The sequence below is a fragment of the Roseovarius indicus genome, assembly GCF_008728195.1.
Lineage (GTDB): Bacteria > Pseudomonadota > Alphaproteobacteria > Rhodobacterales > Rhodobacteraceae > Roseovarius > Roseovarius indicus.
Genome location: NZ_CP031598.1, coordinates 2377883 through 2402324, shown reverse-complemented (window position 1 = coordinate 2402324; position 24442 = coordinate 2377883). Strand labels below are relative to the sequence as shown.

Genomic DNA, 24442 nt, shown 5'->3' with positions numbered 1-24442 from the left:
CGCGCCAAAATGTGACCCAACGGCAAGACGAACTATGTTATAAAACAGTCATCCAAACAGGAGAGGTACACCATGAAAGTGAAGACCATTCTGACCGCAGCCGCACTCACCGTCGCATCGGCCGTTTCGGCCTATGCCAGCTGCACCTACCATGAACAACAGGCGATGAACTGTGCCGAAGGCAGCACCTACGACTCTGAATCGAAGTCCTGCGTGCCCACGACCAGCTGATCGCGGCTCCAATCTGCATGGAACGGGCGGCGCCTTTGCCGCCCGTTTTCGTTTAGAGCTTTCTTCACCTTCCCGCCCTAGTGTCCCCCTCGTCACCAGTTCGGGAATCGGTATGTCCTCCACCGACCTTGCGCGCCTCGCCCTGCCGGCCGGCCCCGGTTCTTCCGGTTCTGCCGCGGCCCGTCTCACTCGTCGGCAGAAAGCCGCCATCATCGTGCGCTTCCTGCTCAATGAAGGGGCAGACGTGCCGCTCACCGACCTGCCAGAGGGGCTGCAGGCCGAGCTCACCACCCAGATGGGCTCAATGCGCTATGTCGATCGCACGACCCTCACCGCCGTCGTCTCCGAATTCTCGGAAGAGCTCGAGGCGATGGGTCTGACCTTCCCGCGCGGCGTCGCCGGTGCCCTCTCCGCCCTCGACGGCCGGATCAGCGCCCAGACCGCCGCCCGCCTCAGGAAAGAGGCCGGCGTGCGCCAGTTCGGCGACCCGTGGCAACAGGTCTGCAACGCCGACGCCCAGCACCTCCTGAACATCCTGCAATCCGAAAGCACCGAGGTGGCGGCGATCCTTCTGTCCAAGCTCGACGTCACCCGCGCGGCCGAGCTTCTGGGCCGACTGCCCGGGGCCACCGCCCGCCGCATCACCTACGCGGTGTCACAGACCGAGGCCGCCACGCCCGATGCCGTCGACCGGATCGGCCTCTCGCTCGCCGCCCAGCTGCACCAGGTGCCCCCCACCGCCTTCGACAGCGGTCCGGTGGAACGGGTCGGCGCCATCCTCAACTACTCCCAGGCCGCCACCCGCGACGACGTGCTCACCGGGCTCGAGGAAACCGATCTCGACTTCGCCCGCCTCGTGCGCAAGGCAATCTTCACCTTTGCCAACATCCCCGACCGGATCAACCCGCGCGACGTGCCCACCATCACCCGCGACATGCCCCGTCAGGATCTGGCCCCGGCACTCGCCGCCGCGCTCGCCTCGGGCGACGACGATCTCATCGGCGCCGCCACCTTCCTGCTCGACAGCCTGTCGAAACGCATGGGAGACGCGCTGCGGGACGAGATCGACGAACAGGGCACCGTCAGCGCCAAGGATGGCGAGGCGGCGATGACCGCCGTCATCAACACCATCCGCACGCTCGAGGCGTCGGGCGAGATCACCCTCCTCGTCCCGGAGGACGACACCTCCGAACCGTAGGGTGGGTGAAACCCACCTCCCCGTGGCCTTTCACCGCCGCGCCATCTCACCTTGTCCTGTCACGCAACGCCCGGTGCGTTAACACCCTTGCGCACAAGGCTTTCGGGAAAAAACACCGACAAAATACCGACGTTATACCGACGCGATACCGACGTTGGATTCCGGGCAAAACCGTCCCTTAACGCGTGTCCCTCAGGCCGCGTTGGTCCGCTTGATCGGGAACAGGAAACACTTGTTCCGCCGGATCATCAACCACATCACCTTGCCCTCCGCCGGCAGGAAGACATTCGGCACCGTCACCCGGAAAATCGATCCGTCATGGTCCATCCTGAACTCCACCAGGCTCTCCGACCCCATGAACCGCGCCCGCTTCACGACACCTCGCGCCGGGGTGCCATATTCGATCGTCGGATCGGGCCCGCGCCCGCTCCGGTCGAAGTCGATCTTCACGTGCTGCGGGCGAATGACGATCTCGACCTCGTTACCCTCATGCACCCCAGGCGCCAGGAACTGTCCAAATGGCGTCTGCACCAGGGACCCTTCAACTTTGCCCCGGATCACGTTGATATCACTGAAGAAAGCCACCGCATCCCGGTCGGCCGGGGCGTTGTAGATATTGTAGGGCGCGCCCTCCTGCACGATCCGCCCATCGCGCATCAGCGCGATGTTGTCGGCCATCCGCATCGCCTCTTCCGGCTCATGCGTGACCAGCAGCACGGCCGTATCCTGCTCCCGCAGGATCTCCAGCGTCTCGTCGCGAATGCCATCGCGCAGCCGGTTGTCGAGACCCGAAAACGGCTCGTCCATCAGCATGATCGACGGCCGCGGCGCTAGGGCCCGCGCCAGCGCCACCCGCTGCTGCTCGCCCCCCGACAACTCGTGCGGATAGGCATTCCCGTAATCCGCCAACCCGACCCGCTCCAGCAACTCGCTGACCCGCCGCGCCATCACGGCCTTGTCCCCCGACAGACCGAACGCCACGTTCTCCCCCACCTTCAGGTGCGGGAACAGCGCAAAGTCTTGAAACATAAGGCCAATATTCCGCCGCTCCGGCGGCACGCGGAACACCGTGTCGCAGATCAGCGACCCGTCGACATAGATCTCGCCCGAGTCCTGCATCTCGACCCCGGCGATCATCCGCAGCGTGGTCGACTTCCCGCAGCCCGACGGCCCCAGAAGACAGGTCACCTGCCCCGGGTTCACATGCAGCGAAACATCGTTGACCACGACGCGCCCGCCATAGCGCCGCAGGAGATGTTTCGCCTCGAGTCTGGGAACGGCTACGTTCACCGCGGCGCCTCCAGGGCCTTCTCGAGTTCCGGCCGGAAACGCTGCTCGTAATCGCTGCCCACCAGCGGTCCGATGAACTTGTAGAGCACCTTGCCATCGGGCCCGATGATAAAGGTTTCGGGCGGCGCCGTGACGCCCCAGTCGATCGCCGTGCGCCCCTTGGGATCGAAGGCAATCCCGAGGAACGGGTTGCCCTCATTGTCGAGGTACTTGTTGGCCTGCGCGGCTTCGTCCTTGAAATTGACGCCGTAAAGCTGAATGCCCTCTTCGGCCAGCTTGTGCAGCGTCGGATGCTCGGCCCGGCATGGCGGGCACCAGCTGGCCCAGAAGTTGACCACCGTCACCTCGCCGGCCCGCAGGGTGGCGTCGTCGAAATCCTCGCGCCCCTCGAGATCGGCCTCGGGCACCGGCGGCGCCTCGCGCCCGATAAAGGTCGAGGGCAGATCATCGGGGTTCTCGCGCTGCATTCCGAAATAGAAGAGCGCGGCCAGCGCGGCGAAGATCACCGGCGGCGCGATCATCAGGGGCGACACTTTAGCCATGTTTTCTGACCTTCTTTTCAACAGCTTCCAGCTGGTCTTTCACCTTGCGGCTGCGGCGCAGGCTCAAAGCGACCAGCACCACCAGAAGCACGATAGACACCGCATAGGCCGACAGGACGGTTTCGGCATATTTTCCAAGATCCGGCATCATCCCATCCGCTCCCGTGCCAAAAGGGCCCGCATCCGGCGGGCGCGAATTTCCGTCCTGGTCCGCAACAGCACGAGCGCAATGAACAGCAGCACGAACCCCGCGATCGCCACCAGCAGCGGGTAATAGAACACGTCGGCGACGTTCTCTTCCTTGTCGAGGCTCAGTGACGCGCCCTGGTGAAGGCCCTGGTTCCAGAAGTTCACCGCGTAACGGCTGAGCAGGGCGAATACAGAGCCCACCAGGCACAGGATCGAGGTCAGATCGGCCGCCGTGTCATCGTTCTCGATCGCCTCCCACAACGCGATATAGCCCAGGTAGAACAGGAACAGGATGAGGAACGAGGTCAGCCTCGGATCCCACGCCCACCATGTCCCCCACATCGGCTGCCCCCAGATCGCCCCCGTCAGCAGCGCGATCACCGTCATGACGAGGCCGACCGGTGCCGCGGCCCGCGCCGCAAGCGCGCTCACATGGTGCCGCCGCACGATCCAGACCAGCGACGTGACCAGCATCATCAGCCATGCGTTTATGGCCATGAGCGCGCTTGGCACGTGGATATAGATAATCTTGACCGTCGAGCCCTGACGGTAATCGTCGGGCGTGAAGAAAAAGCCCCAGATCAGCCCCACCACGAGGCACAGCACGGCCAGGATCGACACCGCCGGCAGCACCCTGTCGGTGGTCTCGATGAACTTCTTCGGGTTCGCATATTCCCAGAGCCTGTTGAGATTCATCACCGATTCCCGCTGGCTACCTCAGATTGACCTTCAATACCGCAGCCGACGCGAAAGGCAAAAGCGCGATCGTGCCGCAGGTGATCCCCGCCAGCATCAGCAGCGGCGTGTAATAATCGAGCCCGTCGACGCCCCGCCGCGCCATTTCGGCGCCAAAGATCAGCGTCGGCACATAAAGCGGCAGCACGAGCAGAGACAAGAGCAACCCGCCCCGCTTCAGCCCCACGGTCAGCGCCGCGCCGAACGTGCCGATCACCGACAGGGCCGGCGTTCCAAGCAGGAGCGACAGCAAGAGCGGCGCGTAACCCGTTGAAGGCAGGCTTAAAAGCAACCCGAAGACCGGCGTCGCCAGCACCAGCGGAAGCCCCGTGGTCAGCCAGTGCGCCAGCGCCTTGACGCTTACGGCGGCTTCCATCGGCAGAGGGGCGGTGGCCAGCAGATCGAGGCTGCCGTCTTCCCAGTCGAGCGCGAAGATACGGTCGAGCGACAGCAGGCAGGCCAGCAGCGCGCCCAGCCAGAGGATACCCGGGGCGATTGTCGCCAAAAGGTCGCTTTGCGGGCCGACGCCGAAGGGCACCAGCGTGACCACGATCAGGAAGAACGCCAGCCCGAGGCCAAAGCCCCCGCCGGCCCGGATGGCAAGGCGCATGTCGCGGGTCAGAAGTGCGATCACAGAAAGGCCTCGTCGAAATCGTCGACCTCTGTGGCACGGGCCCGGAACGGGGCCACGTCGAGCACCTCGGCCCCGTCGATGCCAAGGTCGATATGCGTCGCCAAAAGCGCCGATCCGCCCCCCGCAAGATGGGTGCCAACGACCTCAGCGAACATTGCCACAGCTTCCCGATCGAGCGAGACGGTGGGCTCATCGAGAACCCAGACCGGCCTGCCGGTCACCAGCAGGCGGGCGAGGCCCAAACGGCGTTTCTGGCCAGCCGACAACATCCCCGCCGCACGATCCGCCAGCGGGGTCAGGTCGAAGGCCTCAAGTGCCGGGGAAATATCCGACTTTCCAAAGACCTGCGCCCAGAAGCTCAGGTTTTCGGATACGCTCAGCGTAGCCTTGATCCCGTCGGCATGTCCCGCGTAGACAAGGCTTTCGGGCTCGGCCCTTACCGTACCACCGACGGGCGGTTGCAAGCCTGCCACGGTGCGCAGGAGCGTCGTTTTGCCAATCCCGTTCGGCCCACGCAACACCAGTGCCTGGCCGGGGGCAAGCGTGAAACTCACGCCCTCCAGCACCCGCACGCCCCCGCGCGCAATGGAGAGATCTGTCACCTCGAGGCTCATGGCCACCCCATAGCGCATAGGATCGTGGTGGGAAAGGCGCATGCGCCTTGCGCCGGCCGCGACAAATGACGCAGGACCTGCCGCCTTACACGGGCAACAGCGCCACAGCCACGCGCCGGCCTTCCGACAGCAGGACATTGTAGGTACGGCAGGCGGCGGGCGAGTTCATCACCTCGACGCCCAGGCCCGCCGCCTCGAGCGGCTGACGCAGACCCGAAGGGATGTGGGCCGTATCGGCGCCCGTGCCCACGAAGAGCACGTCCACCTCTTCCTTGATATCCAGAAGCGGCCGCATATCCTCGTACCCGCCCCAGCTTCTGGCGCCCCGTGCCGTGACCAGCACGCCGCCTTCGATGGCCTGCCCGCCGATCCGGAAGAACCCGGGTCCGTAGCCGTCGATCGGGGTGGCGCCGTCGAAACTCATCTCGTTCAGTTGCATGTCACCCTCCATTGTTCCAAACCGGCAGACCGCTGACAACCGCCAGCGCGATCACGCCATAGGCGGCCCAGCGGTAAAGGCGCTCGTGCCTGGGGTCAAACAGCGACTGGCCCAGCATGGTCGTCATGGCATAGGGCAACGACAGAACGACGGCCAGGTACACGATTTCCAGCGTCACGGCGCCCTGCAGGAACAGGTTCGTCAGGATCACCACGTCGAGCGCGGCGAGGAACAGGATCGTGTTGGCCCTGACCGACTGGGCCACCGCCTGCCCCGCGAGGTAGAAGAGAATCACCACCGGCCCGGTCAGCCCCGTCATGCCCCCGATGACGCCGGCCGCCGCCCCGATCACCAGCAGCATCGGCCGCGACACCACGCCTGAAAACCGCCAGCCCGCAACGAGCGCCGCCAGCATGCCGCCGGCGATGAAGGTCACGACCCACCGCACGGTGGTCTTGTCGAGCACATCCAGAAGCCACAGCCCCGCCGGAACGGTCAACAGCGCCGCCAGGACCAGCAGGCCCACCTCGCCCCGGCTAGCCTGTCCCCATGCCCGTGGCAGCACCACGGCGTTGCTGGCGACGCCGGTCAGCGCGATCACCGTGACCACGGTCTTGGGCTCGAGGAAGATGTTGGCGACCGGCACGAAGATCAACGCCGTGCCGAAACCGGAGAACCCCCTGACGATACCGGCAAGGCCGATGGTGAACAGCAGCCAGATCAGCCCCGGCGCCGCCAGGGCCTGGGTCAGGGCTTCAGGCATCCACGTCGGCGAACTGCGTCCCCGCGCCCTTGTCGGGCTTCGACCAGTCGCGCTTGACACCCAACCACAGAAGGATCGTGCTGGCCACGAAGACCGACGAATAGGTCCCCACGATCACGCCCCAGATCATCGCGAAGACGAACCCGCGGATCACGTCGCCGCCCAGCACGAAGAGCGCCAGAAGGGCCAGAAGCGTGGTGACAGAGGTCATCATCGTCCGGCTGAGGGTTTCGTTGATCGAGATGTTGAGCACCTCGCTCAACGGCTTCTTCTTGTACTTCCGCAGGTTCTCGCGCACCCGGTCGAAGACGACCACGGTGTCGTTGAGCGAGTAACCGACGATCGTCAGAAGTGCCGCGATGATCGCAAGGTCGAACTGGATTTGCAGTTCCGAGAATATCCCGATGGTCAGCACCACGTCATGGACCAGTGCCGCAACGGCACCCAATGCAAACTGCCATTCGAACCTGAGCCAGATGTAGACCAGCACCGCCCCGATCGCCAGCAAAACAGCGACCACCGCCGTCTGGATGAGCTCGCCGGAGACCTTGGGCCCGACGCTCTCAACCGAGGTGAACTCGATATCCGGCACCGCCTCCTGCAGGGCATCCTCGACCGCCTGGATGGTGTCGGCCGATACGCTTTCCTGGTCGTCCTGCGCCTGAATGCGGATCATGGCAACGTTCTGATCGGCGCCGAAGGTCGGGTCGAACACCTCGGTGATCGTGATATCACCCAGTTCCAACTGCTGGATTGACTCGCGGTATTCCCCGATATCGATCGGCTGGGCGCTTTCCGTCCGGATGGTCGTACCGCCACGGAAGTCGATGCCGAAATTCAGACCCTGGGCCGCGAACGACCCCAGCGCCACCACGATCAGAACGGCAGAGATGCCGAGGGACAGCTTCCAGCGGCGGAAGAAATCCCACTTGGTCTCTTTCGGCACAAGCCGCAGCGCTCGGCCCTGCAGCACGGTCTTGGGCCGTTTGCGCTCGAACCACATGACGACCAGCAGGCGCGTCACGTAGATCGCCGTGAAGACCGACGTGACAATGCCAAGGCCGAGGGTGATCGCAAAGCCCCTGACCGGACCGCTGCCCATGGCAAAAAGGATCAGCGCGGTGATGAAGGTGGTGATGTTGGCGTCGGTGATGGCGCTGAGCGCACGCTCGTAACCGAGCTGGATGGCGCGTGCAGGACCTTTCGAGGTTCGCATTTCCTCTCGGATTCGCTCGAACACCAGCACGTTGGCGTCGACCGCCATGCCGATGGTCAGCACGATGCCGGCGATGCCCGGCAGGGTCAGCGTGGCGCCGATCATGCTGAGCAGGCCGAAGATCAGGCCGACGTTGATGATCAGGGCGATGTTGGCGAATATCCCGAAAGTGCCATAGCTCAGGAACATGAAGATCAGCACGAAGGCGAAGGCGGCAATACAGGCGATCTTGCCGGCCTCGATACTGTCGGCCCCAAGCTCGGGCCCGATGGTGCGCTCCTCGAGGAAGTCGAGCCCTGCGGGAAGGGCCCCTGCCCTCAGGAGAACGGCAAGATTGGTACTCTCCTCGACCGAGAAATCGCCCGTGATGATGCCTGAGCCGCCGGCGATGTGGGCCTGGATAACCGGGGCGCTGATCACCTTCTCGTCGAGCACGATCGCGAAGGGGTTGCCGATATTGGCCGCCGTATAGTCACCGAACTTGCGCGCGCCGGAGGGGTTGAAGCGGAACGAAACGGCCGGTCGGCCATTCTGGTCGAAATCGGGCTGCGCATCGACCAACTCTTCACCCGTCACGACAGGCGCGCTTTCAAGGACGTAATAGACGCCCTCCTGGTCGAGCGAGGGAAGAACCTCGTTGCCGGCGCCCGGGCTTTCGTCGGCGTTGGACGTGCGGCCGACGACGGGCTGGAAGGTCAGCTGGGCGGTGGTGCCGATGATGTCCTTGAGCTCAGCAGCGCTGCCGATGCCGGGGACCTGGATCAGGATACGGTCGGAGCCCTGCCGCTGGATGGTGGGTTCGCGGGTGCCGACCTCGTCGATCCGGCGGCGGACGATTTCGAGCGCCTGGCGGACAGTGCGCTCATCTGTCGCGCGCCGTTCGGCCTCGCTCAGGCGCACGACGATCTCGTCGCCATCGGTGCTGACTTCGATGTCGCTGGCGTTGACGCCGGTCAGGCTGGTGACCGGCCGGGCCAGACCGCGCACGACCGAGGCCGCATAATCCACCTCGTCGGCATTCTCGACGAGGCGAACACGAAGCTCCGTGTTTTCAATAGGTTGCAGACGGATCGGGCCGACGCGGTCGCGCTCTTCGCGGAGCACGTCGCGGATTTCCGGCCACATCGACTCGATGCGGGATTCGTAGACATCCTCGACCTGAACCTCGGCCAGAAGATGGGCGCCGCCGCGCAGGTCGAGGCCGAGATTGACGAGGCTGGAGGGCATCCAGTCGGGCCATTGGCCGGCCTGCTGCTCAAGCTCTTGTTGTGTAAGGCCTTTTTCTTCCAGTTCGGCCGGCGTCGCTCCGCGCTCGATGAGGGCGGTCGCGTCATTGTAGGTCTCGACCCGGGGGTAGAAAACGTTGGGCAGCGCCATGAAGAGGCCGAGGGCCACGAGGGCCCAGATGACAACGCGCTTCCACAGGTCGATCTGTAGCATTATTCAGCCTTTACAATGGGATAGAGGGCGAACCTCAGGGTCAGGACTCGGCCGGCTCGGTCTTCGACAGAACCTGGGCCACGGTCGACTTGACGACCCGTACCTTGACCCCCTGGGCGATCTCGACCTCGATCTCGTCCTCGTCCTTGACCTTGGAGACCTTGCCGATCAGCCCGCCTTGCGTGACGACCTGGTCGCCACGGCGAAGAGCCTGGACCATCGCCTTGTGTTCCTTGAGTTTTTTCTGCTGAGGCCGGATCAGCAGGAACCACATGATGGCGAAGATCAGGATGAGGGGGACGAACTGGCCAAGGGCTTCCATGCGCGCTTTCCTTGTCGGTTGAAGGCGGCCTTGGCCGCGGAAATTTTGCCGGAACCTAAGTCCGGGGGGAGGTATTTGCAAGGCGGGAAACGGGTGTCGGTATCGCGTCGGTATAACGTCGGTATTTTGTCGGTGTTTGTGTCGGGTTGGGGATTTGGAGTTTCGCGGGTAAGTTGTTCAGAATTGTATTAGGCGAGGCATTTTGTGAGCCGATCTGACAAACCCGATATTCTCGGTTGGTTCGGTTTGAACCGCCGTCCGGTCTGGACTGTGGCACGATGGCTCGGGCCGCTCTTCTCGATCGTGATGTTCCTGCTTTTCGCAATGGCCCTTTCTGCCGCCTTCGTGATGTTGGGCCATGCTCTCTTCGATTTCGGGCTCGATGCGCCGCGCGCCGGGTTTGGCACTGGAGCGGTGATCGTCGCCCTGCTTGGCGCGCCTTTCGTCATTTGGCGCGCTATCGTCGCTCAGAAACAGGCGGACGTGGCTGAACAGGGGCATATCACCGACCGGATCAACAAGGCAGTGGAAGGGCTGGGAACCGAGAAGGTCGTCAGCCGGGTTTGGCGTAATGTAACGTACAAACTGGACGGGGAGGTTCGCACAGGATTCGAGGGGCGGGACGAAGATTTCAAACTGCCTGAAGGTGCCCAAAATGTCGAACGCGGCGAGTGGAAGGTTGCGGATCGCACGAGACCCAACCTCGAAGTGCGCATCGGGGCAATCTATGCGCTGGAGCGGATCGCGCAGGACGGTGACCGGGACCATGTGCAGATCATGGAAATCCTCTGCGCCTATATCCGGCAGAACGCCCCGGCACCGCAAACCGACGACTGGCCCCAGTTGGAGATCAAGGAGAGCGAGGACGACGGGCCGCTGGAGGCAGATTGGGGGGAGCGGCTGGAGGCCTTCCGCGAGGCGCAAAGGAGGGCCCAAGTCGGGCTGAAGCCGCGCGAGGACATCCAGGTGGCACTGACGGTGCTGGGGCGACGGCGGCCGGAAGAGCGGCTGTTAGAGGCCCGGCGTGGAGACGCGGCGGAGGATGCCGCGTTCATCTTCGATCTTCAGTGCCCCGAGTATGACGGGCCGGAGGATGGCCACGACCCTTCGGCGCTCGATGCCTATCTTAAGGCCCTCGGAGATTGGGAGAAATCCTTACACGGCTACGAGGGCTACCGGCTAGACCTGCGCAATGCCGATCTGCGCGGCGCCGACTTGTCGGGGTTGAACTTGAACGGCGCGAAACTCACCGGAAGCTTTTTGCAGGGGGCGGACCTTGGGGGAGCGCAGTTGCGGGGCGCGAACCTCTGGGATGCGCGTTTGCAGGGCGCGGACGTCGGGGAAGCCCAATTGCAGGGCGCAAACCTTGTGCTGACACGGTTGCAAGGCGCGAATCTCGTAGAGGCGCGCTTACAGGGGGCAAACTTCTGGAAAGCGCGCCTGCAGGGAACGCAACTTTGGGAGGCGCGGTTGCAGAGGGCGAGCCTCGTGGAGGTGCGGTCGCAGGGGGCAAACCTCTGGGAGGCACGGTTGCAGGGGGCAAACCTTGGGCGGGCGCGCCTGCAGGGTGCAGACCTCTGGGAGGCGCGCTTGCAAGTGGCGTTCCTCAGGGAGGCGCGCTTGCAAGGGGCGTTCCTCGTGGAGGCGCGGTTCGACGCTCAAACAGACGTCACGACTGCTACTCTTCGAGGTGCCGCCGTGAGGTCTTTTGATTGTTCTGACGTACCACAGATCGCCGAACATCTGGAGGAGATGTACGGCGATGGCTCGGTCACGCTGCCCAAAGGCGTGGCTTGGCCGAAACACTGGCCGGAGCATGCGCTTGATGGAGTTGCTGAAACCGAGGACGGCGAAAGGATAGGTCTGTTTATCTACGAGTGGCGCAAGTGGCAGGCCGATCCGGGTGCCTACGAGCCGCCGAAGGACGCGGACGAGGGATAGGGTTAAAGACGGGATGGCATGGCGGGCTGAAGCCCGCCCTACACCTCGGCAAAATTCTGGGGCATAAGGCGCGCACGACTCACTCAACTCAAGGAACCAGTCCGATGCACGACATCCGCGCGATCCGTGAAAATCCAGCAGCCTTCGATGCCGCCATGGCCCGGCGCGGGGTGTCGGATGCGTCGTCGGAGATCCTGAAGGCCGATGAAGCGCGGCGGGCACGGATCCAGGCGGCCGAGACGGCGCAGGCGGAGCAGAACCGGGCGAGCAAGGAGGTCGGCGCCGCCAAGGCCAAGGGCGACGAGGCCGAGTTCGAGCGGCTGCGCGCCACTGTGGCTGAGAAGAAGGCCGAGGTGGCGGCGATGCAGGCCGAGGCCAAGGAGCTTGACGGGGCGCTCACCGACCTGCTGATGTCGCTGCCCAACCTGCCGATGGAGGACGTGCCGGATGGCGCCGACGAGGCCGACAATGTCGAGATCCATCGCTGGGGCGAGCCGAAGGGGTTCGATTTTCAGCCGAAGGAGCATTACGAGCTCGAGGGCGTGAAGCCGGGGATGGATTTCGAGACGGCGGCCAAGCTTTCCGGCTCGCGCTTCGTGGTGCTGTCGGGGGGCGTGGCGCGCATTCACCGGGCGCTGGCGCAGTTCATGCTGGACGTGCACACCGAGGAGAACGGCCTGTCGGAGACATGGACGCCGGTGCTGGTGCGCGACGAGATGATGTATGGCACCGGTCAGTTGCCGAAATTCGGCGAGGACAGCTATCGGACGACGAACGGCTGGTGGCTGGTGCCGACGGCGGAGGTGACGCTGACCAATATCGTCAACGGGCTGACGGTGGAGGAAAGCTATCTGCCCCGCCGGTACGTGGCGCATACGCAGTGTTTCCGCTCGGAAGCCGGGAGTGCCGGCAAGGACACGGCCGGGATGCTCAGGCAGCACCAGTTCGAGAAGGTCGAGATGGTGAGCGTGACGCATCCGGAGAAGTCCCGCGAGGAGCTGGACCGGATGACGGGCTGTGCGCAGGGGATTCTGGAACGGCTGGGCCTGGCTTACCGGACGATCGTGCTGTGCACGGGCGACATGGGGTTCGGCGCGCGGCGGACGCATGACATCGAGGTGTGGCTGCCGGGGCAGAACCTCTATCGCGAGATTTCCTCCTGCTCGGTCTGCGGCGAGTTCCAGGCGCGGCGGATGAACGCGCGGTTCAAGCCGGCGGATGGCGGCAAGCCGCAGTTCCTGCATACGCTGAACGGCTCGGGGCTGGCGGTGGGGCGGTGCCTGATCGCGGTGCTTGAGAACGGTCAGCGGGAAGATGGCTCGGTCGAGCTGCCGGAGGCGCTGCACCCCTACCTGCGCGGCAAGACGCGGTTGGGCGCGGACGGGGTGTTGGCGTAACATTTTGGGTGCCGGTGGGGCCGGGCTGAAGCCCGGCCTACGGGGTCCGCGACACTGGCCCATCAAAAAACCCCGGTGGCTGGGGCACCACCGGGGCAGTCGAAGGGACAGTCAGAAAAAGGTTTGCGGCGGGATCAGTTGCTGAGCAGGCCGCTTTCGGTGGCGAGCGTCAGCTCTTCGGTGCTGATATCGCCGGAGGCGTCGGTGTCGATCTCGACGAAGTCGTCCTCGGTCAGTTCGGGATAGGCGGCGGTCATCTCGTCCATCGAGTAGGCGCCGTTGCCATCGGTGTCTTCCACCATGGTTTCGGCATGGGTCTGAACCGCGGCAACCGCCAGGATGGCGGCAAGGCACAGAACACGGGTTTTCATTTGGGGTCTTACTCCAGGGCGGCTGCTGCCGCCGATTCGAAGGCAACATCGCCTTCGCCGCGAATCTGCCATAACGCCCTCTTTTCGCAACGGAAATCTTGGGGCGTAGGGCACAAGGCTAAGCGCCTTTTGGCCGATGCACGGCGGGGCGTTCAGCCCGCCGCGGCCATGCCGTGGGCGGGCTCTTTCGGGAAGGGCACGAGGCGTTCGGCGTCTTCGTCCCAGAGCTTGAGCCGGAAGGAACGGATCGCCTCGGGCCAGCGGATCACGTCGTGGCTCTTCAGCTCGTCCGGCAGGTTGTTCTGGCATTTGCGGAGCATGAAGGACGGGATCGAGGGGTTGAAGTGGTGCAGGTCGTGGTAGGCGATATTGCCGGTGCCGACATCCCACCAGTGGCCGAGGTCGAGCGAGCTTGAACCGACAAGGGTGGCCTTGCGGAAATCGAGATCCGGTTTGCGGTCCCAGTAGGTGTCCTCGAAATTGTGCTGCAGGTAGACGAGGAAGACGCCGATGACGCCCGCGATGATGGCGCTGGCGGCGAGGACGACGAGGCCCGGAATCCCGAACGCCAGGTAGACGAGGGCCACGTAGGCGGCGAGCATCAGGTTATGGGCGATGACACCCCCTGCCCCGACCTTGAGCGTGTTGCGGGGCCAGCGGTAGGCGATGAAATAGGTGTAGAGGCCGCCCAGCGACAGCATGATCAGCGGGTTGCGGTAGAGCCGGTACCAGAGGCGGTTGAAAAAGCCCGCTTCCTGCCATTCGCGGAGAGTCATGGTGTAGACCTCGGTCGTCTCGCGGTGTTCGAGATTGCCGAGATAGGCGTGGTGCAGGTTGTGGTTGTACTGCATGACCCGGAAGGGCGTGAGCGAGAAAATGGAGAGCACGTAACCCGCCGCATCGTTCATCCACTTCGTTTCGAACAGAGAGTGGTGGCCGCAATCGTGCTGAAGCACGTAGAGCCGAACCGAGGCGAAGGCGAGGATCACCACCATCGGGACCGAGATCCAGAGGGTCGTGGCATAGCTGGCGCCCAGCGTCAGCGCCGCGCCATAGGCTGCGAGGGATGCGAAGAAGCTGAGTGCGCCCATGGCATCACTTTTGATCGCGTATTTGCGGGTGTACTCGCGAATATCCGTCATTGTCTTTGTCCCGAACCGTCAAAAATTACTGGATCGCAATTCGTTACGCTGATCACTTAACCGTTATTTGGGACATTTTAATTACATCTCAAGTCCCGCGATACGGGAAAACCGGGCGGGTGGTTGAAGCGGCGGGTTATCGCCCCATGTAAACATCGATGACTCGAATGCTGGCGATACTGGTTTTCGTGGCCGCTGTGGCGTTTGCGGCGTCTCCGCTTTTCGTGCGCGGGTTCGACGGGTTCGACCCGGGGCAGTTCCCCATACCGCAGGAAAATCCGCCGGCGCAGCCTGCGGGCTATGCGTTTTCCATCTGGTTCCTGATCTACGCCTGGATGATCGCCGGCACCGGGTACGGCCTGTTCTGGCGGGCCGATGACCCGCGATGGGCGGCGCATCGGGCGCCATTGTTCATCAGCCTTGCGGTTGGAACGGCATGGTTGCCGGTGGCGGTGGTTTCGCCGCTGGCGGCAACCGCGTTGCTTTGGGTGATCCTGGGCTCGGCGCTGGCGGCGCTGATGCAGACCGGGCGCAGCGACCGGCTTTGGCTGCAGGCGCCGATCGCGGTGTTTGCCGGCTGGCTGACGGCGGCGGCCTGCACGGGGCTGGGGCTGCTTCTGGCCGGGTATGGCGTTGCCTACCCGCAGGGTGCGGCGCTGTTCGTGCTGGTTCTGGCACTGCTTCTTGCGTCTGCCGTGCTGGCCATGCGGCCGGGAACGCCGGAATACGGCGCCGCGGTGATCTGGGCACTTGTGGGCGTGGCCGTGGGCAACCTCGAGCCGATGAACCCGGCCGTGCTGGGGCTGGCCGCTGCCGGGATCGCGGGGCTGGGCGTGATGATGTGGCGCACGGCCTGAGCCGGCGCCGGCGTCACTTGTCTTTCAGGTGTTTGCGCAGGCGCGAGGGCGTCGATTTCTTCTTGCCCTTGTAGGGGTTCTTGTCGGCCTGTGAGCGCATGTGCAGGCGGATGGGCGTGCCGGGCATGTCAAAGTCTTCCCGCAAGCCATTGATAAGGTAGCGAGAATAGCTATCGGGCAGTTTTTCCGGATGCGAGCACATGACGACGAACCCGGGCGGCCGGGTTTTGGCCTGGGTCATGTAGCGCAGCTTGATGCGGCGGCCGCCGGGCGCGGGCGGCGGGTGCGCCTCGAGCATGCCGGTGAGCCAGCGGTTGAGGCGGGCGGTGGAGACGCGGCGGTTCCAGACGTCATGGGCCTTTTCGACGGCGGCACGAAGGCGATCGAGCCCCTGCCCCGTCTTGGCCGAGACGGTCACGAGCGGGGCGCCGCGCAGCTGCGGCAGGAGGCGTTCGAAGGCCTCGCGCAGATCGCGGAGTTTCTCCTGCTTCTCCGTTTCCACGTCCCACTTGTTGACGGCAAGGACGACGGCGCGACCCTCACGCTCGGCGAGGTCGGCGATGCGGAGGTCTTGCTGTTCGAAGGGGATGGCCGCGTCGAGCAGGACGACGACCACCTCGGCGAACTTCACCGCGCGCAGGCCGTCGGCGACCGAGAGTTTCTCGACCTTGTCCTGTACGCGGGCCTTCTTGCGCATGCCGGCGGTGTCGAAGATGCGGACCGGCAGGCCATCCCAGTCGAGCTTGAGCGAGATGGCGTCGCGGGTGATACCGGCCTCGGGGCCGGTGAGCAGGCGATCTTCGCCAAGTATCTTGTTGATAAGGGTGGATTTTCCGGCATTGGGCCGGCCAACGACGGCGACCTGAAGGGGGCGGTCTTGCGTGGGGCGGCGGACGCCGTCTTCCTCTGCCTCGGCCTCGTCGAGGGTGACGTCGGTTTCGGGCGCCTCGGCCTCGGCGCGCTTGGCGAACTCGTCGGCGAGCGGCATGAGGTGGGTGTAGATGTCGTTCATGCCCTCGCCGTGTTCGGCCGAGAGGCGGACGGGTTCGCCGAGGCCCAGCGAGTACGCCTCGATCACGCCCGCGTCGGCGGCGGAGCCCTCGGCCTTGTTGGCGGCCAGGATCACGTGGTCGCAGCGCTTGCGCAGGATATCGGCGAAGAGCTCATCCGTGGGGGTGACGCCGGTGCGGGCGTCGATGAGGAACAGGCAGACATCGGCCATGTCGACCGCGCGCTCGGTGAGCTTGCGCATACGGCCCTCGAGCGAGGCGTCGGTGGCCTCTTCCAGGCCGGCGGTGTCGATCACGGTGAAACGCAGGTCGCCCAGCCGCCCCTCGCCCTCGCGCAGGTCACGGGTGACGCCGGGCTGGTTGTCGACCAAGGCCAGGCGTTTGCCGACAAAGCGGTTGAACAGCGTGGACTTGCCCACGTTCGGGCGGCCCACGATGGCGAGGGAGAACGTCATTTCCTATGCTCCAAAGCGGATCAAGCCGCCCTGTTACCGCATTCCGCGATCAACGGAAAGCCAGCAATTTCCCGTCGGTCGAAACGACGTAGAGCGTGCTGCCTGCGACGACCGGTTCGGTCGTTGCGCCGCCGGGGATCGCGACGGAGCCGATCGTCGCGCCGTTCTGCGGGTTGAAGAAGCGCATCAGGCCGTCATTCGACGCGATGATGAGCCGGCCGCCGGCGATGATCGGGCCATGGTGGGCGTAGATCTCGTTCTGGCGGCGGGGCTTCGACTTGGTGAAGAAGGGCAGTTCGCGCGCCCAGAGGCGGCTGCCGTCGCGGGCGGATAGGCGCAGAAGCTCGTTGCGGTCGGAGACCATGAAGATCGAGTCGCCGGCCGGCCAGACCGGGTTGAGTGGTCCGTCGGGCGCTGTCCAGAGGCGTTCGCCATTGCCGAGATCGAGCGCGATGGTGCGGCCGGAATGGCTGCCGACATAGATGGTGTTGCCGTCGATCACCGGGTCGGTGGTGATGTCGGTGACGCTGCCGGTGCCGAAACCGGTACGGCGGCCGGCGACCTGGGCATCCCAGCGGCGCAGCCCGCCCTTGCGGAAGGCGCCCTGCACCTGGCCCGAGCCGAAGGCGAAAACGGCGTATTTGCTGGAGATGGCGGGCGCCGGAGCGCCGAGCACGTTGTTGTTGTCGGGAGTGCCCGTCATCTGCCACTTGATGCGGCCGTCATTGGCGTCGAGCGCCCAGCCGACCTCGTCGCCCGAGACGAGGTAGACGAGCCCGTCATAGACGGTGGGGCTGCCGGTGCCGGTGGTGCGCAGGTCCTGCTGCCAGATCTCGGCACCGGAGGCGGCGTCGAGGGCGGTGAGCAGGCCGAAGCCCGACGACACGAAAACCTTGCCGGCGCCGTAGGCGAGCCCGCCGCCGCTGGCGTCGGAGGCGGAATCGTTGGCCGGGGTGAGATCGCGGGTCCAGAGCAGTTGGCCCGACGTCGAGACGGCGCTGACGCGGGCCTCCGAATCGAGGGTGAAGACGCGGCCGCCGGCGACGACCGGGTCGGCATTGATGCGGTTGCGCTTGCCATCGCCGGCACCGATGTCGACCGACCAGATCAGGCGGGGCGAGCCGCTGAGCGCCGGGTGGGCGGTGCGGGTCGCCGGGGTGGCGATACTTTGCGTCCAGTCGGTGTTGGCGCGGGTAGCCGGCAGGTTGAGCGGCGGCGCGGAGGCGGGAGCTTCGGCCGAGGCCAGCGTGGTTTCGGCGTTGCCTTCCGACAGGACGGCGCGGATATTTTCCCGCTCGCCGACGAGGATGACCTCTTTCTTTTCACAGGCCGCCAGCAGGGCAACCCCGGCCAGTCCAAGAGAAATCGCAATTCGTTTCAACGCTTTCGCCCCCGTCTTTGGTGCGTATCGCCGGATTGAACCCGGCTTATAAAATTCGGTGCCGCGTTATGCGGCCGGCTCCTCGCCGAGAGCCACAATCACTTGGCTGACCCGCTGGCGCAAGCCTGCCGTTGCCTCGGCATCTTCGACGATCCGCTGAAGCCGTTCAAGGGCGGCGTCGCGGTTGCCCTCTTCGAGGTCGAGGAGGGCGAGTTGTTCTTCGGCCAGGAGCCGCGTGAGCCCGCCGGCATTGGTGAGCCCGTCGAGGCGCATGCGGCGGTCTTCGACGCTGAGACCGGCATCCGGGATGGTGACGGCCTTGAGGGTGGCAAGCTGGCGGTAGACCTGCGGCACGCCCTGGCTGTCGGCCATGGTCAGCAGGCGCTGTGCGGCGCTTTCGGGGTTCTCGGTGCCCTCTTCGGCGGCGGTGAGCAGGGCGAGCACGGCACGGCCGCCATCGGTGGGGGCGTCGATTTCGTCAAGCGCCTCGGCGCGGGCCGCACGTTCGGGCGCGTTGAGGGCCGACAGGATGGCATCGCCGAAGGCCTGGGCCTGCTGGCGTTCCTGGGCCTTTTGCCACTCGTACCAGCCGGCGCCGCCGACCAGCAGAACCACGGCGAGTACGGCGATCCAGCCGTAGCGGCGCACGTTACGGTAAAACCGGTCGCGGCGGACCTCTTCGGTGACCTCGTCGATGAAACTGTCGCTGTCGCTCACGGTGCCTCGCGCCTGTTAAGTGTCTGGGCCGGTTGCCCCCTCTTACAGTGTGCATCCGGCGCTGCCAAGAGGCGCGCGGTGTTGCATGAAGACCCCAGAATTGTGCGTCTTGAACGGCAACGTCAAAAACCTTAAACTAAACTGGTTGGTTCAGGGTAGGTAGCCGTTGCAAAACAGGCTTGGCGCCCCATGTGACGCTTGTTTCGGCCCCGTCTGCGCAGAAAGTTGAGATATGCGACTGTTTCCAATCCTGGCTGCCATTCTGGTGATCGCCGCGATCTACGCGTTCGTCTTCGAGCGGGATCGGGTACTTGCCCTGCTGCCGCAACCGGACGCAACGGAAGAGGCGGTGGCGGACGAGGCCCCTGCCCCCGCGGAAGACAAGGGCGCCGGTGACGACCCGGCGGCGGGCGAGCCTGCGGTCAGCGTGGTGGCGGTGCATTCGAAGGCGCGGCCGATCGACCGGGCGGTCGTGGTGCGCGGGCAGACCGAGGCGGACCGGCAGGTGGAGCTTCGGGCCGAGACCACCGGCCAGGTCGTGTCGGAGCCGCTGCGCAAGGGCAGTTTCGTCGACGAGGGCGAGGTTCTGTGCGAGCTGGACCCCGGCACGCGCGAGTCGGTTCTGGCCGAAGCGCAGGCGCGGCTGGCCGAGGCGCAGGCCCGGGTGCCGGAAGCGCAGGCCAAGAAGCCCGAGGCGGAGGCCCGGGTGGAAGAGGCCGATGCGCGGCTCACGGAGGCGGAATCACGCCTGGCCGAGGCGGAGATCAACGCGAACGCGGCGAGCCGGCTGAGCGAGGATGGCTATGCCTCGCAGACGCGGGTGGCCGCGACAGAGGCTGCCGTGCGCGGGGCCGAGGCCGGGATCGTCAGCGCGCGGGCGGGCCTGCGGGCCGCGGAATCGGGGCTGGATACGGTCGCCGCCAACGTGGAGGCCGCCAAGGCTGGCGTGCAGAGCGCGCAGGCGGCTGTTGCCTCGGCCAAGCGGGAAATCGAGCGGCTGACGATCAGCGCGCCCTTCTCGGGGCTTCTGGAGAGCGACAGTGCCGAGCGGGGCAGTCTTCTGCAGCCCGGCAGCCTGTGCGCCACGGTGATCCGGCTCGATCCGATGATGCTGGTGGGCTACGTGCCCGAGACGGCGGTCAGCCGGGTCGAGATGGGCGCGACGGCCCGGGCCGAGCTGGCCTCGGGCGAGACGGTCGAGGGCGAGGTGGTTTTCATCTCGCGCGCGGCCGACGAGACGACCCGGACGTTCCGGGTGGATATCCAGGTGCCCAACCCGGAGCTGAGCCTGCGGGATGGGCAGACTGCCGAGATCGAGATTGCCGCCGAGGGGACGAATGCACATCTGCTGCCGACTTCGGCGATGACGCTGAATGACGAGGGCACGCTGGGCGTAAGGACGGTGGGCGAGGACAAGCTTGTCTCCTTCGTGCCGGTGAGCCTGCTGAGGGATACGCCCAACGGCGCGTGGCTGGCGGGTCTGCCCGCGGAGGCCGACGTGATCGTGATCGGGCAGGAATACGTGACCGACGGCGTCGAGGTGGCGCCGGTCTTCCGCGAGGTCGGCCAATGACGGGGATCGTCGACTGGGCCGCATCCCGTGCCCGGATGGTGGTGGCCTTCATCGTGCTGTCCATCATCGCCGGGTCGGCGGCCTATGTGGGCCTTCCGAAGGAGGGCGAGCCGGATATCGAGATCCCGGCGCTGTTCGTGTCGGTGCAGTTTCCGGGTATTTCCGCCGAGGACAGCGAGAAGCTTCTGGTCAAGGTGATGGAGACGGAGCTTTCCGACCTTGACGGGCTGAAGACGATGACGGGCACCGCGGCCGAGAATTACGCGGGCGTTGCGCTGGAGTTCGAGTTCGGCTGGGACAAGACCAAGATCATGGCCGATGTGCGCGATTCCATGAACGCGGCGGAGGCCGAGTTTCCGGAAGGCGCGGACAAGTACTCGATCAGCGAGATCAACTTCTCGGAATTCCCGATCATCATCGTGAACCTGTCGGGCGACGTGCCCGAGCGGACCATGGCGCACCTGGCGAAGGACCTTCAGGACAGGCTGGAAGGGCTCGAGCCGGTGCTGGAGGCCGGGATTGCCGGGAACCGCGACGAGATGGTCGAGGTGGTGATCGACCCGCTGAGGCTGGAGGCCTACAACGTCACCGCGCTTGAGCTGATCAACGTGGTGCAGAACAACAACCAGTTGATCGCGGCGGGCGAGGTGGACACGTCGCAGGGGGCGTTCTCGGTCAAGATCCCGTCCTCTTTCGACGAGACGCGGGATATCTACAACCTGCCGGTCAAGACCAATGGCGACCGGGTGGTGACGCTGGGCGATCTGGCGACGATCAACCTGACCTTCGAAGACCGGATGGGCACGGCGCGGTTCAACGGCGAGAACACCGTGGCGCTGCAAGTGGTCAAGCGGAAGGGGTTCAACATCATCGACACCGCCGCGCTGATCCGCGAGACGGTGGAGGAGGCGGAAGAGACGTGGCCAGATCAGCTGCGGGCCGCCGTGCAGGTGGGCACTTCGAACGACCAGTCGCGGATCATCGAGTCGATGGTCAGCCAGCTCGAGGGCTCGGTTCTGACGGCGATTGCGCTGGTGATGATCGTGACGCTGGCCGCGCTTGGCATCCGCCCTGCCCTGCTGGTGGGGTTCGCCATTCCGACCTCGTTCCTTTTGTGCTTTGCCCTTTTGGCGGTGATGGGCGTGTCGGTGTCGAACATCGTGATGTTCGGGCTGATCCTGGCCGTGGGCATGCTGGTGGATGGCGCCATCGTGGTGGTGGAATATGCCGACAAGCGGATTGCCGATGGCGAGGGGCCGATGCATGCCTACGTGGCCGCCGCAAAGCGGATGTTCTGGCCGGTGGTGAGTTCGACGGCCACGACGCTGTGCGCCTTCCTGCCGATGCTGTTCTGGCCCGGCGTGCCGGGGCAGTTCATGGGGATGCTGCCGGTGACGCTGATCTTCGTGCTGTCGGCGTCCTTGCTGGTGGCGCTGATTTACCTGCCGGTGATGGGCGGGGTGACGGGGCGGATCGAGCGGTGGTTCGACAGCCGCATCCGGCAGATCGCGCACGGGTTCTGGCTGTGGCACATCCTGTTGTTCCCCCTGGCTGCCGCGGCGGTGGCGGCGGCGGGGGCGGTGGCGCCCGCGCTGCTGGAGATGGTGAACGCGCAGTTCGCGCAGATGAACGGCGGGAATATCCTCGGCTCGGTCGTGCCGACGCTGGCGACGGTGTTCGTTCTGCTTCTGGGGGTCGTGGTTCTGGCCGCGGCGGGGGTGGCCGGGGTCGTGGCCATCCTGCTGGGGCTGATGGCGATCTTCCGGCGGGTGCGTTACGCGCTGCGCTGGATGCGCAACAAGGTGCTGCCGCGGCGCGAGGGGAAGGTGAAGGCCGGGTACCGGCGGACGGTGTTCGGCTGGTTCATCCACCTGATCGCGGGCAACCCGGTGGCGCCGCTGGTGGCCTTTTGCGCGATCTTCGTCTTCGTGGGGTCGGTGCTGCTCTATTACACGAACAACAACAACGGCACGGAGTTCTTCGTGGAATCCGAGCCGGAGAACGCCATCGTCTACGTCAAGGCGCGCGGGAATCTGTCGATCGAGCAGAAGGATGCGCTGGTCGAGGAGGCCGAGCAGATCGTGCTGGGCCATCCCAACGTGCTGAGCGCCTTTGCCTTTGCGGGGGAAAGCGGGCTCAACAACAATACCGGTGGGGCGCAGCCGCCGCTGGATACGATCGGACAGGTGCAGTTCGAGATCGTCAAGTGGGAGGACCGGCCGACCACGAGCGAGACGTGGTTCACCCTGCCCTTCATCGATTATGACGTGCACCGGACGGTGGTGGCGCCCGAGGCGGACGGCGACCGGACCATCGAGGAGTTGACGACGGCGCTTGGGGCGATCCCGGGCATCCAGTTCGAAATCCTGTCGCTGGAACAGGGGCCGGCCTCGGCCAAGCCGGTGCATTTGCGGATCAAGGGCGACAATTGGGAGGCGCTGAAGGCGTTCACCGAAGAGGCGCGGAAGAAGTTCGACGAAACGCGCGGGCTGACGCTGGTGGAAGATACGCTGCCCCTGCCCCGCATCGACTGGCAGATCAACGTGGATGTCGAGAAGGCCGGCCGCTATGGCGCCGACGTGGCCACCGTGGGGGCGATGGTGCAGCTGGTGACGCGGGGGATCCTGCTCGACACCATGCGGGTGCCGTCGTCGGACGAGGAGATCGAGATCAGGGTGCGCCTGCCCGAGGAAGACCGGGTGCTGAGCACGCTCGACACGCTGAAGGTGCGGACAGAGGACGGGCTGGTGCCGCTGTCGAACTTCATCACCCGCAAGCCGGTCGAGGGGCTGGCGCAGATCGACCGGGTCGACCAGACGCGGTTCTTCGACGTGAAGGCGGCGGTGAAGGAAGGGCTGACCAAGACGGTGACCGACGAGAGCGGCGACAGCCAGGTGGTGCCGATCAACGCAAACGAGCGGATCGCGACGCTGACGGAATGGCTGGACAGTGGCGTTCTGCCCCCCACGATCGAGTATGAATGGACCGGCGACCAGGAGGACCAGGAGGAATCCGGTGCCTTCCTGCAAAAGGCCTTCATGGGGGCGCTGGGGCTGATGTTCATCATCCTGCTGGCGCAGTTCAACAGCGTCTACAACGCGGTGCTGGTGCTTCTGGCGGTGGTTCTGTCGACCACGGGCGTGCTGATCGGGATGCTGGTGATGAACCAGCCCTTCTCGATCATCATGACGGGCACGGGGATCGTGGCGCTGGCCGGGATCGTGGTGAACAACAATATCGTGCTGATCGACACCTACCAGGAGTTCAGCCGCTACATGCCGCGGATCGAGGCGATCACGCGGACGGCGGAAGCGCGGATCAGGCCGGTTCTTCTGACGACGATCACGACGATGGCGGGTCTGGCGCCGATGATGTTCGGGCTGAGCCTCGACTTCATCGGGGGCGGTTATTCGGTGGATAGCCCGACGGCCCTGTGGTGGAAGCAGCTGGCGACGGCCGTGGTGTTCGGCTTGGGCATCGCGACGGTTCTGACGCTGATCTTCACGCCGTCGATGCTGGCGCTGCGGGTCTGGGCCACGACCTATGTGAAGTGGATCGCACGGCTGATGGCCAAGCTGTCGCTGGGCCGGACGAGCCGGGCGGCGCAGGACTGGGCGCTGAACCGCGAGGCGCGGCGGCTGCGCGCGCCCGAGATCATCTGGGAGGACGAGCGCTATTCCGAGGGCGGGTTCGAAGGGGATGCGGGCGATGACGGCCCCAGCCTGAACGATTTCCAGCGGGTGCTGGGCGCGCGGGGCGGCAAGCCGCTGAAGGCCGCGGAATAGGCGAATCGCGCAAAGGGTGATTCGCTTCGCCTTTCCTCGCCGCCAGAATTTTGCCTGATTTCGCCGCCCTTTTGGCCCCCTGCCCGGAACAGTACGCGCAAAGCTTCGGATATTGTCCTCCACTTGCGTACAGTGAGAGAAAAGCTTGGCCCGACGCCCCAGGAATGTGGCATGAATATGGCCAATTAATCAGTATTAAT

Annotated in this window: 22 protein-coding genes; 7 read left to right on the top strand and 15 right to left on the bottom strand. The window is 65.1% G+C overall.

Features of this window, described 5'->3' with window-relative positions; all coding sequences use genetic code 11:
- Positions 1–72 precede the first annotated feature (72 nt).
- Positions 73–231: a chitin-binding domain-containing protein gene (locus RIdsm_RS11150; RefSeq protein ID WP_138178986.1), complete on the top strand. Its 159-nt coding sequence runs from the start codon at positions 73–75 to the stop codon at positions 229–231.
- A 112-nt stretch (positions 232–343) separates the two neighbouring features.
- A complete protein-coding gene (locus RIdsm_RS11145; RefSeq protein WP_057819347.1) occupies positions 344–1429 on the top strand; it encodes a flagellar motor switch protein FliG in 1086 nt (361 codons plus the stop codon).
- A gap of 192 nt (positions 1430–1621) precedes the next feature.
- Here the strand turns inward: RIdsm_RS11145 and RIdsm_RS11140 are convergent, their stop codons facing one another.
- The 10 genes from RIdsm_RS11140 to yajC form a co-directional block, all read right to left on the bottom strand.
- A complete protein-coding gene (locus tag RIdsm_RS11140; protein ID WP_057819350.1) occupies positions 1622–2719 on the bottom strand; it encodes an ABC transporter ATP-binding protein in 1098 nt (365 codons plus the stop codon).
- Positions 2716–3261, bottom strand: coding sequence for a DsbE family thiol:disulfide interchange protein (locus RIdsm_RS11135; protein WP_057819352.1), 546 nt, complete (start codon positions 3259–3261; stop codon positions 2716–2718). The genes RIdsm_RS11140 and RIdsm_RS11135 overlap by 4 nt, the downstream gene beginning before the upstream one ends.
- The gene (gene ccmD / locus RIdsm_RS11130; protein WP_177228449.1) at positions 3254–3412 is read right to left on the bottom strand and encodes a heme exporter protein CcmD; all 159 of its coding nucleotides are present in this window, start codon (positions 3410–3412) and stop codon (positions 3254–3256) included. The genes RIdsm_RS11135 and ccmD overlap by 8 nt, the downstream gene beginning before the upstream one ends.
- Positions 3409–4146, bottom strand: a complete 738-nt coding sequence (locus RIdsm_RS11125; protein ID WP_057819354.1) for a heme ABC transporter permease — start codon at positions 4144–4146, stop codon at positions 3409–3411. Before RIdsm_RS11125 ends, ccmD begins: the two co-directional genes overlap by 4 nt.
- Before the next feature lie 16 nt (positions 4147–4162).
- Positions 4163–4819, bottom strand: a complete 657-nt coding sequence (gene ccmB / locus RIdsm_RS11120) for a heme exporter protein CcmB (RefSeq protein WP_057819356.1) — start codon at positions 4817–4819, stop codon at positions 4163–4165.
- Positions 4816–5433 (bottom strand): heme ABC exporter ATP-binding protein CcmA, encoded by a 618-nt coding sequence (gene ccmA, locus RIdsm_RS11115; RefSeq protein ID WP_057819533.1) that lies wholly within the window; start codon positions 5431–5433, stop codon positions 4816–4818. The genes ccmB and ccmA overlap by 4 nt, the downstream gene beginning before the upstream one ends.
- Positions 5434–5518: 85 nt before the next feature.
- Positions 5519–5872, bottom strand: coding sequence for an Mth938-like domain-containing protein (locus RIdsm_RS11110; protein WP_057819358.1), 354 nt, complete (start codon positions 5870–5872; stop codon positions 5519–5521).
- Position 5873: 1 nt separating this feature from the next.
- On the bottom strand, positions 5874–6635 hold the full coding sequence (locus RIdsm_RS11105; RefSeq protein WP_057819360.1) for a sulfite exporter TauE/SafE family protein: 762 nt from the start codon (positions 6633–6635) through the stop codon (positions 5874–5876).
- Positions 6628–9291, bottom strand: a complete 2664-nt coding sequence (secD, locus tag RIdsm_RS11100) for a protein translocase subunit SecD (protein WP_057819362.1) — start codon at positions 9289–9291, stop codon at positions 6628–6630. The genes RIdsm_RS11105 and secD overlap by 8 nt, the downstream gene beginning before the upstream one ends.
- Before the next feature lie 40 nt (positions 9292–9331).
- Positions 9332–9613 carry a preprotein translocase subunit YajC gene (gene yajC, locus RIdsm_RS11095; protein ID WP_057819364.1) on the bottom strand — a complete coding sequence of 94 codons (282 nt, stop codon included), beginning with the start codon at positions 9611–9613 and terminating at the stop codon, positions 9332–9334.
- Positions 9614–9859: 246 nt separating this feature from the next.
- Between yajC and RIdsm_RS11090 the strand changes: the two genes are divergently transcribed.
- Together RIdsm_RS11090 and serS are read left to right on the top strand one after the other, a co-directional pair.
- Positions 9860–11554, top strand: coding sequence for a pentapeptide repeat-containing protein (locus tag RIdsm_RS11090; RefSeq protein ID WP_143100540.1), 1695 nt, complete (start codon positions 9860–9862; stop codon positions 11552–11554).
- Between the two features lie 104 nt (positions 11555–11658).
- Positions 11659–12951, top strand: a complete 1293-nt coding sequence (gene serS / locus RIdsm_RS11085) for a serine--tRNA ligase (protein WP_057819368.1) — start codon at positions 11659–11661, stop codon at positions 12949–12951.
- A 134-nt stretch (positions 12952–13085) separates the two neighbouring features.
- Here serS and RIdsm_RS11080 read toward each other — a convergent pair whose 3' ends face one another.
- Together RIdsm_RS11080 and RIdsm_RS11075 are read right to left on the bottom strand one after the other, a co-directional pair.
- The gene (locus tag RIdsm_RS11080) at positions 13086–13322 is read right to left on the bottom strand and encodes an EF-hand domain-containing protein (protein WP_057819370.1); all 237 of its coding nucleotides are present in this window, start codon (positions 13320–13322) and stop codon (positions 13086–13088) included.
- 152 nt (positions 13323–13474) lie between these two features.
- Entirely contained in the window at positions 13475–14464 is a 990-nt protein-coding gene (locus RIdsm_RS11075; protein ID WP_057819372.1) for a fatty acid desaturase, read from the bottom strand.
- Between the two features lie 167 nt (positions 14465–14631).
- Between RIdsm_RS11075 and RIdsm_RS11070 the strand changes: the two genes are divergently transcribed.
- Positions 14632–15321, top strand: coding sequence for a hypothetical protein (locus RIdsm_RS11070; RefSeq protein WP_338049631.1), 690 nt, complete (start codon positions 14632–14634; stop codon positions 15319–15321).
- A gap of 13 nt (positions 15322–15334) precedes the next feature.
- Here the strand turns inward: RIdsm_RS11070 and der are convergent, their stop codons facing one another.
- From der to RIdsm_RS11055, 3 genes are all read right to left on the bottom strand, one after another.
- Entirely contained in the window at positions 15335–16786 is a 1452-nt protein-coding gene (der, locus tag RIdsm_RS11065) for a ribosome biogenesis GTPase Der (RefSeq protein ID WP_057819376.1), read from the bottom strand.
- A 49-nt stretch (positions 16787–16835) separates the two neighbouring features.
- Entirely contained in the window at positions 16836–18167 is a 1332-nt protein-coding gene (locus RIdsm_RS11060) for a PQQ-like beta-propeller repeat protein (protein ID WP_057819377.1), read from the bottom strand.
- Positions 18168–18233: 66 nt separating this feature from the next.
- Positions 18234–18884, bottom strand: a complete 651-nt coding sequence (locus RIdsm_RS11055; protein ID WP_057819379.1) for a tetratricopeptide repeat protein — start codon at positions 18882–18884, stop codon at positions 18234–18236.
- Between the two features lie 232 nt (positions 18885–19116).
- On the opposite strand from RIdsm_RS11055, the gene RIdsm_RS11050 reads away from it, so the two are divergent.
- Together RIdsm_RS11050 and RIdsm_RS11045 are read left to right on the top strand one after the other, a co-directional pair.
- Entirely contained in the window at positions 19117–20457 is a 1341-nt protein-coding gene (locus RIdsm_RS11050) for an efflux RND transporter periplasmic adaptor subunit (protein WP_057819381.1), read from the top strand.
- A complete protein-coding gene (locus RIdsm_RS11045; protein ID WP_057819383.1) occupies positions 20454–24242 on the top strand; it encodes an efflux RND transporter permease subunit in 3789 nt (1262 codons plus the stop codon). The genes RIdsm_RS11050 and RIdsm_RS11045 overlap by 4 nt, the downstream gene beginning before the upstream one ends.
- Positions 24243–24442: the final 200 nt, after the last annotated feature.

What these genes read in the sequence shown, in the direction of transcription:
- RIdsm_RS11150 (WP_138178986.1), top strand. Translation starts at nt 73, where the DNA reads ATGAAAGTGAAGACCATTCTGACCGCAGCCGCACTCACCGTCGCATCG.
- RIdsm_RS11145 (WP_057819347.1), top strand. Translation starts at nt 344, where the DNA reads ATGTCCTCCACCGACCTTGCGCGCCTCGCCCTGCCGGCCGGCCCCGGT.
- RIdsm_RS11135 (WP_057819352.1), bottom strand. Translation starts at nt 3,261, where the DNA reads ATGGCTAAAGTGTCGCCCCTGATGATCGCGCCGCCGGTGATCTTCGCC.
- ccmD (WP_177228449.1), bottom strand. Translation starts at nt 3,412, where the DNA reads ATGATGCCGGATCTTGGAAAATATGCCGAAACCGTCCTGTCGGCCTAT.
- RIdsm_RS11125 (WP_057819354.1), bottom strand. Translation starts at nt 4,146, where the DNA reads ATGAATCTCAACAGGCTCTGGGAATATGCGAACCCGAAGAAGTTCATC.
- ccmA (WP_057819533.1), bottom strand. Translation starts at nt 5,433, where the DNA reads ATGAGCCTCGAGGTGACAGATCTCTCCATTGCGCGCGGGGGCGTGCGG.
- RIdsm_RS11110 (WP_057819358.1), bottom strand. Translation starts at nt 5,872, where the DNA reads ATGCAACTGAACGAGATGAGTTTCGACGGCGCCACCCCGATCGACGGC.
- RIdsm_RS11105 (WP_057819360.1), bottom strand. Translation starts at nt 6,635, where the DNA reads ATGCCTGAAGCCCTGACCCAGGCCCTGGCGGCGCCGGGGCTGATCTGG.
- secD (WP_057819362.1), bottom strand. Translation starts at nt 9,291, where the DNA reads ATGCTACAGATCGACCTGTGGAAGCGCGTTGTCATCTGGGCCCTCGTG.
- yajC (WP_057819364.1), bottom strand. Translation starts at nt 9,613, where the DNA reads ATGGAAGCCCTTGGCCAGTTCGTCCCCCTCATCCTGATCTTCGCCATC.
- serS (WP_057819368.1), top strand. Translation starts at nt 11,659, where the DNA reads ATGCACGACATCCGCGCGATCCGTGAAAATCCAGCAGCCTTCGATGCC.
- RIdsm_RS11080 (WP_057819370.1), bottom strand. Translation starts at nt 13,322, where the DNA reads ATGAAAACCCGTGTTCTGTGCCTTGCCGCCATCCTGGCGGTTGCCGCG.
- RIdsm_RS11075 (WP_057819372.1), bottom strand. Translation starts at nt 14,464, where the DNA reads ATGACGGATATTCGCGAGTACACCCGCAAATACGCGATCAAAAGTGAT.
- RIdsm_RS11070 (WP_338049631.1), top strand. Translation starts at nt 14,632, where the DNA reads ATGCTGGCGATACTGGTTTTCGTGGCCGCTGTGGCGTTTGCGGCGTCT.
- der (WP_057819376.1), bottom strand. Translation starts at nt 16,786, where the DNA reads ATGACGTTCTCCCTCGCCATCGTGGGCCGCCCGAACGTGGGCAAGTCC.
- RIdsm_RS11050 (WP_057819381.1), top strand. Translation starts at nt 19,117, where the DNA reads ATGCGACTGTTTCCAATCCTGGCTGCCATTCTGGTGATCGCCGCGATC.
- RIdsm_RS11045 (WP_057819383.1), top strand. Translation starts at nt 20,454, where the DNA reads ATGACGGGGATCGTCGACTGGGCCGCATCCCGTGCCCGGATGGTGGTG.